Below are 18426 nucleotides of genomic sequence, written 5' to 3' on the forward strand. Positions count from 1 at the left end.
AGTGCGGGAAAATCCGTCAGAATCTTTTACTCTGGGGGTTCGTTTATTTTGCAGGATTTGGGATAAAAAAGGTTGGTAGAAAGTGCCGGACAACAGCTTGGAGAACAGCTGGATGCGTTAGACATTATAGCTGATGGATATGAGGTCACCTATGATCAGATTCTGGCTGAGATTGATGAAGGCTATGATAAGATAGAGGAAATCGAAAGAAAGATCAGATCCATCATGCGTAAGCTGGAATCCTTAAAGCAGGGATTCAAAGCCTCTGAGAATATAGAACGAATGCTGAATCATTTCACGAAGCTATATGATCATATGAGCTGCCAGGAGCGTCGTGAAATGTACAGGTTGTTTATTGATCATATAGAGGTGTTACCGGAAACACGTAAGGATGGCAAGATGCTGAAAAGCATATCGTTCCGTTTCTCCACTGAATACGGGGAGGACATTCTTACTCCGGAAGGTGATAAAGACGATGATATCTGCTTTACGCTTGACTGCACAAAGCAGGCATTGACTAAGGCAGAAGCCAAAGCGACCTATGCAGAGTTAAAGAAATATATTCTGGAAACGAATGGCGTTAAGGTTTCTTCTCTGTACATTGCACAGATCAAACGGAAATACGGAATAGATATGGGAGCCAACTATAATATGGCTGCTGATCCTGAAAAGCATGTACCTACGTGCCCGGCTGCAAAGGAACATATCATCATTGATGCCCTGAAGCATTATAGGATGCTGGATCCTTCTGTAGAGATGATACCAAACAGTGAGGTAGTGACAAATGAAAGCTAAAAAAGACAGATGCTATATTTATATGAGAGTGTCCACCTCAATGCAGGTTGAGGGGTACAGTCTCGAAGCTCAAAAGGAAAGACTTACAAAGTTCGCTGATTTTCAGCACATGGAGATAGTTAGAGAGTACTGTGATGCAGGTAAGTCAGGTAAGAGTATAATCGGACGGCCTGAGTTTACACAGATGCTTCAGGACGTGGCGAATGACCGTGATGGGGTAAAATACATTCTGGTATTCAAACTGTCCCGCTTCGGGCGTAACGCAGCAGATGTGTTGAATTCCCTTCAGTATATTCAAGACTTTGGCGTTAATCTGATATGCGTTGAGGATGGCATTGATTCATCGAAGGATTCCGGAAAGCTTACAATCACAGTATTATCTGCTGTAGCTGAGATCGAACGTGAGAATATTCTGGTCCAGACGATGGAAGGCCGAAAGCAGAAAGCTCGTGAAGGAAAATGGAATGGCGGACAAGCTCCATTTGGTTACAATCTTGATAAGGAGAACGACACCATCACAATTGATCCGGAGGCTGCAGAAGTGGTCAGGATCATCTTCCAGAAATATGTTCATGAAGATATGGGGTTGGACTCCATCTGCAATTATCTGAATCAGCATGGCTATACCAAGAAGAAAACACGGGCTCAGGAAAACAATTATTTCACCAGAACCTTCCTGGCGCGAATCCTTGATAATCCGGTCTATGTCGGGAAGATTGCTTACGGTAAGAGTACAACGGAAAAGGTTAAGGGAACCAGGGATCAGTATCATAGGGTAAAGGTTGATAATCCTTTGATCGCTGAAGGCAAGCACGATGCTATCATTAGTGATGAGTTGTGGGAAGCCGCGCAGGCAAAGCGGAAAGAAATGGGGGTAAAGTGGAACAAGACTCACAGCCTTGACCACGAGCATATCCTTTCGGGTATTATCAAATGTCCGATCTGTGGGACGGGCCTTGCAGGAACCGTCCGAAGACGAAAGAACAAGAAGAGCGGCGAGTATAAGGATGATTTCTATTACAGGTGCCTTCACAGAAAGAAAATTGATGATGATCATTTCTGCGACTACAAACCTTCTCTGAACCAGGATGAGCTGAATCATCAGATAGAAGCAGTCATCAGCGATATGGTCAATGATGAAAGCTTCATGGGCTTCATACAGGATAAGCTGGGACAGAAGGTTGATGTCAGCCAGCTAGAGACCGAAAGAGAGAAGCTTCGAGGACAGCTCAGACAACTATCTGGAGCAAAGAAAAAGCTGACTGATATGTTAGATGCTCTGGATGTGAACGACAGGCACTATGATCGAAAGTATCAGGATATGCAGGACAGGCTGGATAACCTGTATGATAAGATCAGCGAGGTCGAGGATGCCATTCAGGATATAACTGATAAAATCAATGCAGTGTACGGAGAGCATCTGACGGCACAGGAACTTTACAAGGTCTTAGAACACTTTGACGATATCTACTTCAAAATGTCAGACCTTGAAAAGAAGGAGTTCTTCCAGAACTTCATAGAAAGTATAACGATATATCCGGACAAAAAGACAAACGAGCGCATCGTAGATGAGATCGACTTCAAGTTCCCGATATATTATGATGGTAAAGAGGGTAGAGCAATTCGGTTGCTCAATGAAACAACAGTCGAGACGGTAGTACTGCTGTCAAGAAAACAGGAATAAGTTGGACGAAAACGGCTAAAATCAAGGGATTCCGATAGATTGCCCTGAACGAGGGAGTCTGCCGGAATCCCTTTTTTGCTGTTTTGACAATAGAGATGTAGTCTGGGAAAACAGAGGTGGAGACTATAGGGTTGCTTTTTGCGTGGACGTGGCTATAGGACTGCTTTTTTGTGAGTGTAACGGGGGAAGTGCTGTCAGATAAAAAGTAAGCGCTCAATAAAATAATGGCTATCTTTTCACAAGGTATTCCGCTATAGTTGAAGTAAAATACTCCAACTTCAACTTTTCGATTTGATCCGGCATCTCTGCTGTATCATGTCAGACCATGGCATCAGCTCTTCTATACCTTCGGGCTCATTTTTGTAGTCCGGCATATAGAGCAGTACAGTCTCCAGATATGCGTAGATGTTCAGATTGTTGAGTTTTGCAGTTTCTACTAAACTGTAAATGATGGAACTGGCCCGGGCGCCTTTTACAGTATCATGGAACAGGAAGTTTTTCCGCCCTACCGCATAGGGGCGGGCGATATTTTCTGCGATATTGTTCGATATGGAGCACCGCCCATCCAACAAGTAGTTCTCCATATATGGCTTCTGGTTTTTCGCATAGGTCACCGCTTTGGCCAGACGGCTTCCGCCAGCTGGGTTCACTGTTTCAAGCCATGACCAGTAACGGTAATACCGGCAAAGCGTATGGTTGGTACGCAAAAGGCATCAAAACAGGTGCAGAAGACAAGAGTGGCGGCCTATTGCCGAGTATCTACAGAATTTGAAGAGCAGGAGTCCAGCTATGAAATGCAGGTGGAGCATTATACTTCCTATATCAAGAGCAATCCGGAATGGGAACTGGTGGAGGTTTATGCAGATGACGGGATTTCTGCCACCAACACGGCAAAGCGAGAAGCTTTTAATCGTATGATCGAGGATTGCAGAAAAGGAAAAATCGACATGATCCTTACAAAGTCGATCAGCCGGTTCTCCAGAAACACCGTGGATTGCCTGAAATACACAAGGGAACTGAAAAGCTTAAACATTGCAGTGTTTTTTGAAAAGGAGAACATCAATACCCTGGATGCCAAAGGAGAAGTCCTTATGACGATCATGGCGGCTTTGGCCCAGCAGGAATCAGAATCTTTGTCTGCAAATGTCAGACTCGGGATTCAGTTCAGAAACCAGCAGGGAAAGGTGCAGGTGAATCATAATCGTTTCCTTGGGTACACAAAGGATGAGAGTGGGAAGCTGGTGATCGTACCGGAGGAGGCCATGATTGTCCGGAGGATTTATGCTGAGTATATGGAAGGAAGGAGCTTCCTTCAGATTAAAAGAGGATTGGAGAGGGATGGAATTCTCAACGGGGCAGGCAATGCAAAGTGGTATGAAACCAACATTAAGCAGATCCTTACCAACGAAAAATATATCGGAGATGCACTGCTGCAAAAGACCTACACTGTAAACACTCTGGAGAAGAAGCGGGTGGCAAACACTGGATATGCGCCTCAATATTATGTGGAAGGGAGCCACGAAGGAATTATCGATAAGGATGTGTTTCTACGGGTACAGGCAGAGATTTCCAGAAGAGCCAATATCCTGCAGGATGGAAAGAAGCGGATTTACAGCTCCAGATATGCCTTATCCAGCATCGTTTTCTGCGGACACTGCGGGGATATCTACCGCAGAATCAAGTGGAATAACCGAGGCTGCAAATCTACAGTCTGGCGCTGCGTAAGCCGGGTTCTTAAAAAGAGCAGCGGAATTGATTGCCCGGCTCGAACCATTCACGAAGAGGATCTACAGAATGCTGTGGTCACAGCTGTTAACGATGCCTGGGCCAGAAGGGATATGGTGATTCCGGTTTTGCAGGAGAACATCCGTGCAGTCCTATGCGAAGATACGGGAAATCTGCTTGAGGAGGTTGACCTGGAGATCAAAGCAAAACAGGAGGAGCTGCTGAGTGCAGGAAAGGATCAGGCTAAAATTGATGAAATAGGGGATGCGATTATCGAACTCAGGGGAAAACGTCAGGAGATATTGACTGCTGCAGCGAGAAACGTGGAACTGAAGGAGCGTATCGATACTCTCGCTTCCTTTCTGGAGGAGCAATCAACAGCTGTCACAGAATACTCAGAGGCTCTGGTCAGGAGGCTCATTGAGAAAATTGTGGTGTACGATGAGAAACTGGTTGTTGAATTCAAATCGGGATTGAGCGTAGATGTGGATTCCTGACAGTAAGAGAAAGAACTGAAAATTTGAAATTTAATACCCACTTTATTACCCACATGTGATATAATGCGTGTGGGTAATAAAGTGGGTATTAAAATTTTGAGGTGATAAAAATGATGACTTTTGAAGAGGTTGTAAATGAACTGCGTTCTTACGATAAAGAAAAAGAATGGTTCGAGTTTAAGGAAAACTGGTTTTCTGCAGATGAACTGGGTGAATATATATCAGCATTGGCTAACAGCGCTGCGATTGAGGGGAAAAAGTATGCATATTTTGTCTGGGGTATCAATGATAAGACACATGAAATTGTCGGAACAGGCTTCGATTTTGACCAGGATATTAATCATGAGCCGCTGAAGCATTATCTGCGCAGAAAGTGCAGCCCTGATATTAATTTTGATTTTAAGGAGCTGCAGATGGAAGGAAAAAGGGTTGTGCTGCTTATGATCCCAGCGGCAAAGACAGTTCCTGTTTCCTACGCAAGAGAACGATATATTCGTATTGGCTCAAGCAAAGAAAATTTGAGAAAGTATCCGGAAAAGGAAGCATATTTGTTTGATGTTCTGCGGCATGGATTGCCGACGTTGGAGAACACACCATCCGAATACCAGGATCTGACATTTGAAAAGCTTTTAATCTACTACGGGGCAAAAGGCATAAAATTGAACATTGATACCTTTAAGAAGAATTTTTCTTTTTATACAGAGGATGGAAAGTATAATTTGTTGGCACAGCTGCTCTCGGACAATTCGCATATGCCGATACGAGCAGCAATCTTTTCTGGAAAGACCAAAGCCGATAATATGTATTCTGTGAGAGAATTCGGGAACCAGTGCCTGCTGTATTCGCTGGACGAGGTACTCCGTTATGGGGACGTGCTAAATATTATTCAGGCGGATGAAACGGATCGTGTTGTGGAAAGAAAAGAAGTTCCGCTGTTCGAAAATGATGCATTCCGTGAAGCTGTGATCAATGCTTTTGTTCATAACTTATGGGTATCAGGAAACGAACCTATGTTTACAGTCTTTTCAGACAGGATAGAAATTCTTTCACGTGGTACACTTGCGCCAGGACAGACATTGGAAGGCTTTTTCGCTGGAGAGTCAATCCCAGTGAACAAGAAGCTGTCTGAGATTTTCCTTCAATTGCATATCAGTGAGAAAACAGGCAGAGGAGTGCCAATCGTCACGCAGCGCTATGGAAGAAATGCCTACGAATTCAGGGAGAATTCGATTGTTGTCACGATTCCGTTTAACTGGATTAATGTCATGGGCGATAGAGTGGGTAATAAAGAGGGCAATAAAGGGGGTAATAAAAACTGCGAGTATGGCTTAAATCAAACGCAAGTGCGTATCCTAGCTGAAATAAGAAATAATCCCAACATTACAAAGGTGCGACTGATGGAACTGCTCGGTTTGGGGAAGACTACAATCGACAGGGGATTGTCTGTACTGAAAAAATATGGCTATATAGAGCGTGTTGGATCCAGGAAGGCAGGATACTGGAAAGTTCATGAGGATTGATATGTTTCCACAGACGACCAAATTTAATGATATGTTTCCTCATACGGGTGACATTCATGCTGGTGTCTCGGGGCATGTTGAGACTGTGGTGTTTCTTTCCAAACTTAAAACAGATAAACATATTGAAGTGGAATTGGAAATGGATGAACTTGGTAGTTGCGGAGAGTAAGGACTGTAGGATATTTTTGATTGGAGGCCTCGTATGTCGAATGATATTTTTGCAAGATGCATGGCAATTTCTATGTCACATTTTTTAAATACACCGTATAAAGAGCAGACTATCACAGAAATGTATGCCCATTTATCGAGAAACTCATATTATGACAGAAGTGTATGGACGCGGATAAAGTATGAGGCGAACAGGAAGCAGACATGAAAATGCCGGGGGATTCGCACCACAAAAAATGCACAAATGAAGTGTATTTTACAAAAAATAGTAAATTATAAAAAGTAAAATAATGTTTATAATTTGAAAAATTGTTAATTTTAGCTGAAAATAGTAAAGGATTTTTGGCTGAAATTGCTGTCGCCCCCTCGCGGGGGCGTGGATTGAAATGACGTACCATGTGCGGACGGAATAACAAGGAGTGTGTCGCCCCCCTCGCGGGGGCGTGGATTGAAATGTCAATATCCTGCCATAATCCATCCGAAAAGAGCGGTCGCCCCCTCGCGGGGGCGTGGATTGAAATGCAAACAACGACATGACTGTCGAAGAACTTTTTAGTCGCCCCCTCGCGGGGGCGTGGATTGAAATATAACGATGAAAAGTGGTATAGCACGGGCAACATCGTCGCCCCCTCGCGGGGGCGTGGATTGAAATTATTTACGAACACTCCTGAGTCTACAAGATACTGTGTCGCCCCCTCGCGGGGGCGTGGATTGAAATACGGAAATCGCTATCTATCCCAGGACGAAATGACGGTCGCCCCCTCGCGGGGGCGTGGATTGAAATTTGGTTCTATTACGGCTGCTTTATTTGTATTACGTCGCCCCCTCGCGGGGGCGTGGATTGAAATACCTGATACATATAATACGGATGGACCATTTTGGTCGCCCCCTCGCGGGAGCGTGGATTGAAATTCCAGGCCTATATTTTCCAGCGCTTCATAGATCGTCGCTCCACTCACGAAACCGAGGATTTAAGTACAGAGCTTTTGCTTAATATTCATGTTAAGTTAGACAGATATACTGCTAAATTGAACGAATATGGTAAGCAAGGGTGAAGATTGATTTCCGGAACATATGGATGGAAATATTCAATTTTCGAGGGGAAAATTGAGGATGAAGAAGGATGATAAATCTAAATTATTAACGCAACCAATAATAACCTTTGATCCTGATGAATTAGGAGGTGCAGTATGAAGATCGAGATTAGAAAGGATTTTCCGCAGTATTTTAAACCGGCATATCCGGAGGAATTTGATTTGTTTTCTCATTTTGAGGTAACGGCAGGAATACCGAACGTTCTTTTTGCTATCACGACTTGGAAAGAAAACGGGAAAACGAATGTTTGCTTTCATTCCTGGAGTTGTTTCCACGGAGATAAGACTGCTTTTTTCGCTGTGATGGGAAATTTATATCAGCATACCCACACCTATGCTAATATCCAAAGGGAAAAATGTTTTTGTATCAATTTTCTTCCGATAAATTGCTACGATAAGCTGGTAAAGACTATTCATCAAAATGAAATGAATGACGATGAATTTGCGGCAGGAGGCTTTACGGTTTCCAATGCTAAAACTATTCACGCACCTGCAATTAGCGAAGCGTTTCTCACTATGGAATGTACCTTGAAAGAAATACGGGATTTAAGCGGTGCGGGAATTACATCTATGGTAATCGGGCAGGTACAGCATATCTCTGTTGAAGAATCCTATGCACAAGGATATGAACAGAGATATGGTAAAGATGGATTTATGCTGCTTGTGCCTGCGCCGCAAGACCTTATTACCGGAGAGCCGAATCAGTCGGCGATTGCAACAGTGCATATTGAGAAATATGACTGATTTGAGGAGGGTGCTAAAATGGCAACTTCAAATATAAAAGCACTGATTCCTGGAGAGCTTCGCAAAGTGTGGGAGCTGGTTTTGAATGTTGAAAATTATGGAGCTTGGAGAAGCGGCCTGAGTAAGACAGAAGTTATCAGCGACAAGCACTTCATCGAATATACCAAGGACGGCTACTCTACGGCATTTACCGTGACGCTTGTTGAGCCATACAGACGCTGGGAATTTGATATGGAAAACAGCAATATGACAGGTCATTGGATCGGTATTTTTACGGATAAAGGAAATGAAACAGAGATAGATTTTACGGAGCGTGTGGAAGCGAAAACATGGCTGCTGAAACTTTTGGTGAAGTCATATCTGAAAAAGCAGCAGGCACAGTTTGTTGCAGACATAAGAAAAGCATTGGAGGAAAATAACCTATGAAAGATATGATTGGATACTGAGGATTGGACTGCGAAAAATGCGACGCGTACATAGCCGCCGTTAATGATGATCAGGCTTTGTGGGAGAAAACAGCGAAGCTGTGGGCAGAGTTAAATAATGCGCCTATTTTACCGGAACATATTAATTGTGAAGGCTGTCGTGCGGATGAAGTAAAAACAGTATTTTATGACCATATGTGTAAAATTCGTAAATGCGCTTTCCATTAGCGGCAAAATGATTTCCAAATGGGAGTGCGGAAAAGGACTTCTGGAAATTTCTCTCATGCTGCCATTGTGTGAGACGTTAGATATTACTGTCAACGATTTGCTTTCAGGTGAAAAGTTTTCCTCAATTGATTATCAAAAGATAGTGATAAATCTTAAACGGTTGAGTTAGATGATACTGATATTTCATATTGCCAAGAGCATCAGTCAGAAAGGATTGGTGCTTTTTGTGTATGGAAACGAAAGGAGTGATGATGTATCGGATGAGTGAGGCGTTTGGGCAAACGCGCAGGGAACCTCACGGAAATATTACTTTACTGTTCTGTTTCAGATGTAGGATTCTGTGAACGGAACAATAGACAGAATTTAAATCTCATGGTACAATAGCCGCGAAGCGGCTATGGATGATTTTCATCTTTAGACAGATTTAGGGAGAGGATTTTCATTTATAAGGTTATGCCAATGACAGGGAGGTATAAAGATATGATTTTGGAGACAGAGAGACTGATTCTCCCCCCATGGGAGGAGAGTGACGCAGAGGATTTATACCGATATGCAAGCCATCCGTATGTGGAACCTATAGCTGGATGGTCTGTTCATACAAGTGAAAATGTTCACCGCGCTATAGAGGGCCTTTTACGGACGGAACATATTTCCTGCCAGACGAAAGAAGAATGGAGAAGAATGAAAGAAAGGGTTCCGGCATAAGTCGAAATAGTGGTGGAATAAATGAAAGAAGAATGTCTGATCTGTAAAGCGCCCCTGGAATATCTGAAGGAAGATATTGAAATGGAGTGCGAACTGTGCCATAAAAAGGAAAAAAGTAAAACCCGCTGTGTCAATGGCCATTATGTATGCAATGAATGCCATATGCAGGGGATTGACAGTCTGATTGGGATATGTATGGGGGAGACTTCCAAAAACCCGGTGATCATCCTTAACCAGATGATGTCCCAGCCTTTCTGCCATATGCATGGTCCGGAGCATCATGTCATGGTGGGGATGGCGCTTTTGACAGCTTATAAAAATTCCGGCGGAGATATTGATCTGGGAAAGGCTCTGGTGGAGATGAACGGCAGGGGGAAGTCGGTGCCGGGAGGCGCCTGCGGATTCTGGGGCGCCTGCGGCGCCGGGATCAGTACAGGAATGTTTCTCTCCATTGTTACGGGTTCCACCCCCCTGGGAAAGGACAATTTTGGCCTGTCCCATAAGATGACGGCAAAGGCGCTGGGAGCCATTGGGGAAATCGGCGGTCCCCGGTGCTGCAAGAGGGATTCCTATCTTTCTATTCTTCAGGCGGTTGATTTTGTCAGAGAAAAACTGAGGATCGCTATGGAGCAGCCCAGGATCTGCTGTTCCTACAGCGGTCAGAATAACCAGTGTATCGGGACACGGTGTCCGTTCTGCAAAAAGAAAAAGAAGATTGCTTTTATCTGTGTCCATAATTCCTGCCGGAGTCAGATTGCTGAAGCTCTGGGAAAGAAGTATTTATCTGATTTTTGTGACTGTTATTCTGCCGGAACAGAAACTAAGCCGCAGATCAATCGGGATGCGGTGAGACTGATGAAACAGGAATATGGGATCGACATGGAAAGAGATCAGTATTCAAAATTGATCCAGGATATACCGGAGGCGGATCTGTATGTGTCTATGGGGTGCAATGTGGCATGTCCCAACATTCCCGGAAAGCAGAGAGTCAACTGGGGGTTGGATGATCCAACAGGAAAGAATGACCGGTTTTTCCTGGATGTCATCCGAAAGATAGAAAAGAATATACGGCAGTTCAGAGAAATGGAGTGGTAATACGGGAAAAGAAAAGGAAAAATCTGCAAAGAAAGGTCGTGACAGCCATGCCTGAATTACCGGAAATAGAAGCCATTAAGCGGGTGCTAGAACCGCAGATACAAGGGTTTGCCATTGAGCAGGTCACTGTCAGCCGTCCGGAAGTGATCGCCCATCCTGCCGCTGATGAATTTTGCCGGAGAATTAACGGTCAGGTATTTTCCGGAATACAGCGCAGAGGGAAATTCCTGATTCTCTGTATGGAAAGCGGCGACCGGATCATCCTGCATTTGCGGATGACCGGCTGCCTGCTGGTGATGCCGGCAGATTACCCGGAAGAAAAACATACCCACCTTGTGTTCCATCTGTCCGGCGGCAGGGAACTGCGTTTTTCCGATACACGCCGATTTGGGCGTTTGTGGCTGCTGAGGCTGGGAGAAGCAGATACATATAGTGGAATGGAAAAACTGGGCGTGGAACCTTTTGCCCCTGGTTTCTCTGGGGAATACTTGGCCGCACGCCTGGGAAAGCGTAAGAAAGCTATCAAGGAATGCCTGCTTGACCAGAGTGTGATTGCCGGGATTGGCAATATCTATTCCGATGAAATATTATTTGCAGCCCGCATTCACCCGGCACGGCCTGGCAATACGCTGACAACTGAAGAATGGAGCCGTCTTGCTTCGCTTATTCCAGAGCGGCTGGCATTTTTTGCCGAAAAGAACAAAACCACGCCGGAGGAATATCTGGCGGCAAAGGGACAGGACTACCGCAATACGCCGTTTTTACAGGTCTATGGACACGGCGGCGAACCTTGCCCGGTCTGCGGGGAAACTCTCTGCCGTATTGTGATCGGCGGCAGGAGCAGCGTGTACTGCCCGGCTTGTCAGAAAAGTTAAATATTGGTAAGCTAATAATTATAGCGATGATTGTTCACATAGCAAATTCTTCTAAAAACTACACCCCGGACAAAATTGCCTGGGGTGAATTGTTTTCCTGTTAGTACCAATCGTGTTTTTCGTTTTTATTCAGAGTGGAAATACCTTCCATTTCCTGTTTTGTCAGTGCAAAATCGAAAATCGAGATGTTTTCCCGGATATGCTCCGTGGTGCTGGAGCCGGGGATAACACACACACCTTTTTGCAGGTTCCAGCGAAGGATCACCTGAGCTACAGATTTTCTGTGTGCTGCTGCGATCTTTTGCAGTACAGGATCATTCAGAAGTGCTTTGGTATAGCCTCGTCCGCCCAGAGGATACCAGCTCTGAACGATAATCCCTTTATTCTGGATGTGTTCCACCACGGAGCTGTCCTGATAGTAGGGGTGGATCTCATTTTGAATCAGAGCCGGTTTTACGGAAACCTTTGGCAGGAAAAAATCTGTCTCCTGGATGTAGTAACAGGATATACCAGCGGTGCGCACTTTGCCGTTTTGTATAGCTTTTTCGATGGCTTGATATGCCGCCGCATCGTTTGATGCAGGATGGTGCAGGAGCATCATGTCAATATAGTCAATATTCAGCTTTTTCAGTGCCTCGTCAATAGCTTTGGCGGCCTGGCTGTACTGGTTCGGATACAGCTTAGTCTGCACAAAGATTTTTTCCCGCGCCACACCGGATTTACGGATGCCTTCGCCAACTTCCCTCTCATTTCCGTAGAAGGATGCAGTGTCAATCAGGCGGTATCCGCTTTTTATTGCGGTAATTACCGCATTTATGCAGGTATTTCCATGCAGGGCATACCTGATATTTTTCCAGACAATAAACCCGTGCGCCTCTAAGCGAGGGGAAAATGGACGAAAACAAAGATTGCTGCCTTTAGTGTTAATGAGCTTGTCGTAGCACAGAGCGTATCCAAGTCCTTCATCCACCAACAGAGAAGCGTTAAAAAGCAGGTTGTAGGTGGCCACAATATGCAGTTCTGACTCTTCCCGATGAAGCCATTGATTCAAATATACATCATCCCCCTTTTGATGGGAAACGATCAACGGTTTATCCCACAAATCTTCCGGGCAGATCGTTTCTTTTTCTGCCAGGGGAGAATACTCATGTGCTATAAAGTAACACACAAGAATTTGGTAGACAGCAGCCTACATTATTCCGATTTGATTGGTATTTCAATTTGTGTGATATAGTCGTTGAAATCGTCAATGACTGTTTTGTTGATACCCGTTTCATAAGAATACCCTGTCAAAGAGAATCCTTGCTTATTGGCATAAGTAAGGATTTCTTTGTATCTGCCCGGCAGCTTATCCCAACTGCCTTTGCAGAAAGCCCTCAGATATTTTCCGGCGAGGTTGGTATGCAATCCTCTTTTTGATGTAGAGGTTGGAAGTTCAAAGTATAAAGCGGAATAGTTTTGAAAATCTCCCTGGTATAGACTTTCGACCGGAATCATGGAACCGTATGCGGCATCATGCAGAGGGTGTAACTGGTATTGTTTTGCCTTGTTAATCATGCTCTCAATTTCTGTTTCAGCACTTGCGTTTGCATTAGTCGGCACAGTGACTAAATAAGATTTTTTCTGCTCTATGATACAAATATTTGCTAGATCAATGTTCAGGATTGTTGACATATCTTGATGACGGCTTACTAATGCTTGCTGAATACTTTTCAAATTAGAAATCGTGTGATTTAACTCGGTAATTTTTTCCCGCAATAGCTGCTCCATATTCTCCGCAGAACGGTTTGACAAAAAAGTCTGGATTTCTGGAATCGACACATTTAATTCTCGCAGCATTAAAATGGTTTCTAAGGTGGGGCTTTGAGAGTAGGTGTAATAGCAAAGCCGGCCGAGCCAACGGCCTTCCTTGACAATAGCTTATTATTCTGATATATTATAAAAATAAATAATTTAAAATTGAACTATATTCGGGAGAAAAAAATGAATGATGCATTAGAGTCCTTTTTATATGGGACACAGTTTCGCCGTTTGTTGGAAAAAAAGCTGGGGCCTATTGAACAGCAGTATGGATTGCAGAAGATAGATATGCGTATTTTGCTGTTCCTTTATAAGTCAGATGATCATAATACATCAACGGATATTATGCAGTTGAATATGTTTACAAGAGGCCATATATCCCAGTCTCTGACCCGGCTTCAGAAAAAAGGATATATTCAGATGATACAGGACCAGGAGGATAGAAGGTGTACCCACAACTATCTCTCAGAGAAAGCGGGGGAAATTATCAAAGAGTTAAAAAAGACTTTTCAGAATATCAAGGATATCATTTTTGAGAATGTGACAGAAGAAGAACAGAAAGTATTAATATCTGTAGTAAAAAAAGTCAGTCAAAATGTGAAAAATGCTTTATAAACAGGAGAGGCGCCCATCCGCATAATTTCAGGCGGCCTCTCATATATAATAGCGGAGGTGTCTATATGAAAGATTTAGTATTATTTTATGACGATACAAAAAAGAGCTGCCGGGATTACGCGGCGGAATTTGCAAAATTTGACCATGTAGAATGTGAGAAGGCGTCAGAGTATGTTAATGAACAGTTGATTTATAAAACTGGCGGACAGATTGGCCTTGTATTTGAAAGTGAAAACGGAAAAGTGCCCTACTCTGTTTTGCACATTATATGGCGGCTTATTGCCGATAAGAGAGAAAGTCATATGATCTTTGTTACCGGGGGAAGCAGGGAATTGAAGGCGTTAAAATCCGCGAAACATGATATGGAAAAGCGTGGACTTTATGTAAGGAACGTTTATTCAAAATATATTCTCCAGAAGCAGAAACTCCAGGGGGACGCGGCGGTAAGGCATATCCTTGATGAGTTATCCCAGGGACATGAAAATCTGCCCCAAAAAGAGGATATTCAAAATATGAATAAAAAAGAACGCAGGCGCCGTTTTAGGAAAGAATTTAAAGCTTACAGAAAATATATGAGACAAGGTTACTGTGAATAGTGACGAGGAAAGAGGAGCATCTGTGAATATAACAAATAAAAATATTGATGGAGGAAAGCCCTTTGACTGGGGAAGGATGACAGATCATGAACAGTGAAGCGAAACTTTTGAGGGACGCCCTCCTTTACGAGGAAGGGCATCCCCGGCGCACACAACATATTCTAAAAGTTTATGCCCTGGCAAAACTGCTGGGGGAGAGCGAAGAACTCCCGGAAGAAGAACGGGAGATTTTACAGGCGGCGGCCATCCTTCACGACATTCCCATTAAATACTGTAAGGAGCATTATCATGGGGATGCCTGCCAGGAAAATCAGCAGAAAGAGGCGCCTTACCTTATAAAAAAGTTCCTTATGGAGGCCGGATATCCGCCGTCTTTTATCCCGCCGGTGACAGTGGCTGTCCAAAGACACCACGATTATACTCATGAAAGAGATCGCGTACTGCAATTACTCATCGAGGCGGATATTATCGTTAATGGCTATGAAGGCGGTCTGGAAGGGGAGGCCGCCAAAGCCTCCGAAGCTTTGTTTCAGACAGAGCTTGGCCGGAAAATGTTTGAAAATTGCAGACAGGCCTGCGGAAGAATATAATCTCCCTGGAAAATAGAATTTTTTTGCAGTTATAAATATTTTCCGGTACAGCTTTCCACGCAGCCTTTAATATCTGCCGGGGTTCCCATGGCCACGATGCGGCCGCCGGCGTCCCCACCGCCGGGGCCCATGTCAATAATATAATCGGCGCTGCGGATTACATCAAGGTCATGTTCAATGACTATAACGGTGGCTCCGTTGGCGATGAGCGTCTCAAAGACATTGAGCAGGGTGCGCACATCCAAAGGATGAAGGCCGATGGTAGGTTCGTCAAAAACAAAGACAGCGTCCGACTGGGCCCGGCCCATTTCGCTGGCCAGCTTCAGGCGCTGAGCTTCGCCCCCGGAAAGGCTCGGCGTCTCCTCCCCTAATGTGAGGTAGCCCAGGCCAAGATCGTGAAGGACCTGAAGGCGCTGGCAGATAAGTTTAAGGTCTTTGGCAGCCTCTAAAGCGCTGTCCACGTCCATGGCCATAATTTCAGGAAGTGAAAAGGCGCCGCCCTCTTTTGTGACATAGTGGATTTTTTCAGCCTCCTTGCTGTATCTGGAACCGCGGCACTGGGGGCAGGGAATATCCACATCGGGAAGAAACTGTACGTCCAGGCGGATCTGACCGGTGCCGTCGCAGACAGGGCAGCGAAGCTTCCCTGTATTGTAGGAAAAATCTCCGGCTTTGAAGCCGGCTTTTTTTGCCTCCGGGGTTTTCGCAAAAATTTTGCGCAGTTCATCATGGATGTTGGCATAGGTGGCCACTGTGGAGCGCACATTAATACCGATAGGGGTAGCGTCGATTAATTTGACTCTGCCGATGCCGGGAGCGCTGACGGAATGGACATGTTCGGGAAGTTTCTGCCCCTGAATCGACGCTTCCAGGGCAGGGACAAGGCTTTCAAGTATAAACGTTGTTTTCCCGGATCCGGATACGCCGGTAACGGCGATGAGCCGCCCTTTAGGCAGGTCGGCTTCCAGGGGTTTCACAGTGTGGATCGGGCCTGTGGATATATGGATTTTCCCCAGATCAAACATGTGAGAGCTGTCAGTCTGTGGGCGTATGGGGTCAGCGCTGCCGTTTCCGAGAAATGGGCCGATCTGGGACTGAGGATCTTTTTCAAGAGCCTGGGGAGTTCCCTGGGCGATCACCTGACCGCCGCTGGCTCCGGCCCCTGGCCCCATTTCAATGATCCACTGAGCTTTTGACAGGATCTGGGTATCGTGATCCACCAGGATGACAGAGTTTCCGTCAGCTATGAGATCTTTCATAACATTGACCAGACCTTCAATATTCGATGGGTGAAGACCGATGGAAGGCTCGTCCAGGACATAGAGGACGCCGGTAGTGCGGTTGCGCACGGACCGGGCAAGCTGCATCCGCTGACGCTCTCCTGTGGAGAGGGTGGAGGATGCCCGGTCCAGAGTCAGGTAGCCAAGCCCAAGGTCCAGAAGCCTGCGGGCAGCTCCGTCAAAAGAAGCGCAGATACTTTCAGCCATGGGGATCATAGGCTTTGGCATAGACTTTGGGATCTGGGATACCCACAGGGCAAGTTCAGCCAATGTCATCTGACATGCCTGGTCTAAGGAGATTCCATTGATTTTTGGCGCTCTGGCAGTTTTTGACAGACGTGTCCCGCCGCAGCCAGGGCACTGATCATGCTTCAGAAATTTCTCAACCCTTTTCATTCCTTTCTCATCTTTGACTTTTGACAGGGCGTTTTCCACAGTATAAACCGCGTTAAAATAGGTGAAATCCAGCTCACCGGCCTGGTTGGTCTTTTTGGATTGATATAGAATATGCTTTTTTTCTGCCGGACCATTGTAGACAATATCTTTCTCTTTATCTGTAAGCTGATAAAAGGGAATATCTGTGCGCACACCCATAGCCCTGCAGACATCGGTCATTAAAGACCACATGAGGGAGTTCCATGGAGCGACGGCACCCTGGTCGATGGACAGTGTTTCATCTGGGACAAGGGTGGAGCGGTCCACAGTAAGGACAGTGCCGGTGCCGCCGCAGGTGGGGCAGGCTCCCTGACTGTTAAAGGCAAGTTCCTCGGCGGATGGGGGGTAAAATTTTTCACCGCAGACCGGGCAGGTCAGGGGCTGTCCGGCGGCAACTGCCAGAGACGGGGAGAGATAGTGGCCGTTGGGGCACCGATGGCTGGCAAGACGGGAATACATAAGCCTGAGATTGTTGAGAAGTTCAGTACCTGTGCCGAAAGTACTCCGTATCCCTGGGACGCCCGGCCTCTGATGGAGGGCGAGAGCCGCGGGAACATACAGGACTTCATCCACCGGCGCCCTGGAGGCCTGAGTCATCCGCCGCCGGGTATAGGTGGAGAGGGCTTCCAGATACCTTCGGGAGCCTTCGGCGTAGAGAACGCCCAGAGCCAGAGAAGATTTGCCTGAACCGGAGACGCCGGCAATGCCGACGATCTGATTCAAAGGGACGTCAACATTAATATTTTTCAGATTATGGACCCTGGCGCCCCGGATTAGAATGTTATTGATCATACAGGTCATCCTTTCATGAGAAAACACTATATTGAGTATACGTTTGTGAGGATGACATGTCAATCCCGGCAATGACTGCCGCTGGCAAAGCGTCAGGCGGACATGCCTGCGCCGCTGCCGGATTTACGCCTCATAGGCCGGCCCGCGCCGGAGCTTTTGACTTGGCCGTGGACGGGAAAATATGCCGAAATAAAAACCGGACCAGCGGGCCGCAGAAAAATAACTGCCAGCATAGGGCCATAGGGAAGTTGCAGGCGATAGTCTGAAGCCATATGGGAAGAAAGTTGATCCCAGGCTGTTTAAAGATCATGGTGGCCCAGAAGCTCATAATAGGGCACATGAAAACTACAGTGACACAGGCCCGCACAGTGGTGACTAAAACCGGATTGTCTTTGCCGGGGACAGCCATTTTAAAGGCGATTTTTGGCGCAAGGCGGTCAATAAAGAAAAATCCCATGACGAAACAGATGGGAAACATAAAACGCATTTCAAGAAAGGCGGAGGGAAAGGCGCTGTAGGTTAATGTCCCTGAGCGCACTCCCGCATTATACAGTTCCATGGCGATGACCATAAAAAAGGTCATAAGCACTCCGTAAATAAATTCCTGAAATTTTGTCTTTGGCATAAAAAGTCCTCCTTTGTGATCATGTTAATATAATCGTGAAAAACAGATAAAAGGCGCAGTCTATACAAATAGACTACGCCTTGGAAGACTTATTTCTATTGTGTGTTTAAGACATGCGTCATGTCTGTTTTTTACCAG

17 protein-coding genes, 3 pseudogenes and 1 CRISPR repeat array are annotated in these 18426 nt (G+C 45.5%); of the genes and pseudogenes, 15 read left to right on the forward strand and 5 right to left on the reverse strand.

Annotated features, from left to right (window positions below; genetic code table 11):
• Window positions 1-72: 72 nt before the first annotated feature.
• Both HNP82_RS14010 and HNP82_RS14015 read left to right on the forward strand, forming a co-directional pair.
• The gene (locus tag HNP82_RS14010; protein WP_183775725.1) at window positions 73-795 is read left to right on the forward strand and encodes a hypothetical protein; all 723 of its coding nucleotides are present in this window, start codon (window positions 73-75) and stop codon (window positions 793-795) included.
• Window positions 785-2479, forward strand: coding sequence for a recombinase family protein (locus HNP82_RS14015; protein ID WP_183775727.1), 1695 nt, complete (start codon window positions 785-787; stop codon window positions 2477-2479). The genes HNP82_RS14010 and HNP82_RS14015 overlap by 11 nt, the downstream gene beginning before the upstream one ends.
• Before the next feature lie 278 nt (window positions 2480-2757).
• On the opposite strand, the pseudogene HNP82_RS14020 reads toward HNP82_RS14015, so the two are convergent.
• Window positions 2758-3150, reverse strand: a pseudogene (locus HNP82_RS14020) (IS66 family transposase); the annotation flags it as partial.
• A gap of 51 nt (window positions 3151-3201) precedes the next feature.
• On the opposite strand from HNP82_RS14020, the gene HNP82_RS14025 reads away from it, so the two are divergent.
• The 10 genes and pseudogenes from HNP82_RS14025 to mutM all read left to right on the forward strand — a co-directional run bounded on the left by HNP82_RS14025 (window position 3202) and on the right by mutM (window position 11555).
• Complete coding sequence (locus HNP82_RS14025; RefSeq protein WP_456298371.1) at window positions 3202-4701, forward strand: recombinase family protein; 1500 nt, start codon at window positions 3202-3204, stop codon at window positions 4699-4701.
• Window positions 4702-4811: 110 nt separating this feature from the next.
• Entirely contained in the window at window positions 4812-6221 is a 1410-nt protein-coding gene (locus HNP82_RS14030) for an RNA-binding domain-containing protein (RefSeq protein ID WP_243164781.1), read from the forward strand.
• A gap of 1 nt (window position 6222) precedes the next feature.
• On the forward strand, window positions 6223-6390 hold the full coding sequence (locus tag HNP82_RS14035; RefSeq protein ID WP_183775808.1) for a hypothetical protein: 168 nt from the start codon (window positions 6223-6225) through the stop codon (window positions 6388-6390).
• A gap of 356 nt (window positions 6391-6746) precedes the next feature.
• Window positions 6747-7301: a CRISPR direct-repeat array (repeat unit 31 nt; unit sequence GTCGCCCCCTCGCGGGGGCGTGGATTGAAAT).
• Window positions 7302-7579: 278 nt separating this feature from the next.
• Window positions 7580-8227 (forward strand): flavin reductase family protein, encoded by a 648-nt coding sequence (locus HNP82_RS14040; protein ID WP_183775733.1) that lies wholly within the window; start codon window positions 7580-7582, stop codon window positions 8225-8227.
• 18 nt (window positions 8228-8245) lie between these two features.
• Window positions 8246-8653 (forward strand): SRPBCC family protein, encoded by a 408-nt coding sequence (locus HNP82_RS14045; RefSeq protein ID WP_183775735.1) that lies wholly within the window; start codon window positions 8246-8248, stop codon window positions 8651-8653.
• A gap of 23 nt (window positions 8654-8676) precedes the next feature.
• A pseudogene (locus tag HNP82_RS14050) lies at window positions 8677-8871 on the forward strand (DUF3795 domain-containing protein); the annotation flags it as partial.
• A 489-nt stretch (window positions 8872-9360) separates the two neighbouring features.
• Window positions 9361-9585: a GNAT family N-acetyltransferase gene (locus tag HNP82_RS18890; protein ID WP_183775737.1), complete on the forward strand. Its 225-nt coding sequence runs from the start codon at window positions 9361-9363 to the stop codon at window positions 9583-9585.
• A gap of 195 nt (window positions 9586-9780) precedes the next feature.
• A pseudogene (locus HNP82_RS18895) lies at window positions 9781-10269 on the forward strand (DUF5714 domain-containing protein); the annotation flags it as partial.
• Complete coding sequence (locus HNP82_RS18900; RefSeq protein ID WP_330599628.1) at window positions 10261-10680, forward strand: arsenate reductase/protein-tyrosine-phosphatase family protein; 420 nt, start codon at window positions 10261-10263, stop codon at window positions 10678-10680. The pseudogene HNP82_RS18895 and the gene HNP82_RS18900, both read left to right, overlap by 9 nt.
• Before the next feature lie 47 nt (window positions 10681-10727).
• On the forward strand, window positions 10728-11555 hold the full coding sequence (gene mutM, locus HNP82_RS14065) for a bifunctional DNA-formamidopyrimidine glycosylase/DNA-(apurinic or apyrimidinic site) lyase (protein WP_183775739.1): 828 nt from the start codon (window positions 10728-10730) through the stop codon (window positions 11553-11555).
• 100 nt (window positions 11556-11655) lie between these two features.
• On the opposite strand, the gene HNP82_RS14070 is transcribed toward mutM, so the two are convergent.
• Both HNP82_RS14070 and HNP82_RS14075 read right to left on the reverse strand, forming a co-directional pair.
• The gene (locus HNP82_RS14070) at window positions 11656-12606 is read right to left on the reverse strand and encodes an aldo/keto reductase (RefSeq protein ID WP_243164782.1); all 951 of its coding nucleotides are present in this window, start codon (window positions 12604-12606) and stop codon (window positions 11656-11658) included.
• A 143-nt stretch (window positions 12607-12749) separates the two neighbouring features.
• On the reverse strand, window positions 12750-13472 hold the full coding sequence (locus tag HNP82_RS14075) for a MerR family DNA-binding protein (protein WP_330599630.1): 723 nt from the start codon (window positions 13470-13472) through the stop codon (window positions 12750-12752).
• Between the two features lie 66 nt (window positions 13473-13538).
• On the opposite strand from HNP82_RS14075, the gene HNP82_RS14080 reads away from it, so the two are divergent.
• The 3 genes from HNP82_RS14080 to HNP82_RS14090 all read left to right on the forward strand — a co-directional run bounded on the left by HNP82_RS14080 (window position 13539) and on the right by HNP82_RS14090 (window position 15156).
• The gene (locus HNP82_RS14080; protein WP_183775742.1) at window positions 13539-13970 is read left to right on the forward strand and encodes a MarR family winged helix-turn-helix transcriptional regulator; all 432 of its coding nucleotides are present in this window, start codon (window positions 13539-13541) and stop codon (window positions 13968-13970) included.
• A gap of 65 nt (window positions 13971-14035) precedes the next feature.
• Complete coding sequence (locus HNP82_RS14085) at window positions 14036-14566, forward strand: hypothetical protein (protein WP_183775744.1); 531 nt, start codon at window positions 14036-14038, stop codon at window positions 14564-14566.
• Window positions 14567-14652: 86 nt separating this feature from the next.
• The gene (locus HNP82_RS14090) at window positions 14653-15156 is read left to right on the forward strand and encodes an HD domain-containing protein (protein ID WP_183775746.1); all 504 of its coding nucleotides are present in this window, start codon (window positions 14653-14655) and stop codon (window positions 15154-15156) included.
• A gap of 29 nt (window positions 15157-15185) precedes the next feature.
• Here HNP82_RS14090 and HNP82_RS14095 read toward each other — a convergent pair whose 3' ends face one another.
• Both HNP82_RS14095 and HNP82_RS14100 read right to left on the reverse strand, forming a co-directional pair.
• Entirely contained in the window at window positions 15186-17663 is a 2478-nt protein-coding gene (locus HNP82_RS14095) for an excinuclease ABC subunit UvrA (RefSeq protein ID WP_183775748.1), read from the reverse strand.
• Window positions 17664-17793: 130 nt separating this feature from the next.
• Entirely contained in the window at window positions 17794-18288 is a 495-nt protein-coding gene (locus HNP82_RS14100; protein WP_183775750.1) for a DUF2798 domain-containing protein, read from the reverse strand.
• Window positions 18289-18426 lie beyond the last annotated feature (138 nt).

Source organism: Catenibacillus scindens (genome assembly GCF_014202115.1).
GTDB lineage: Bacteria > Bacillota > Clostridia > Lachnospirales > Lachnospiraceae > Catenibacillus > Catenibacillus scindens.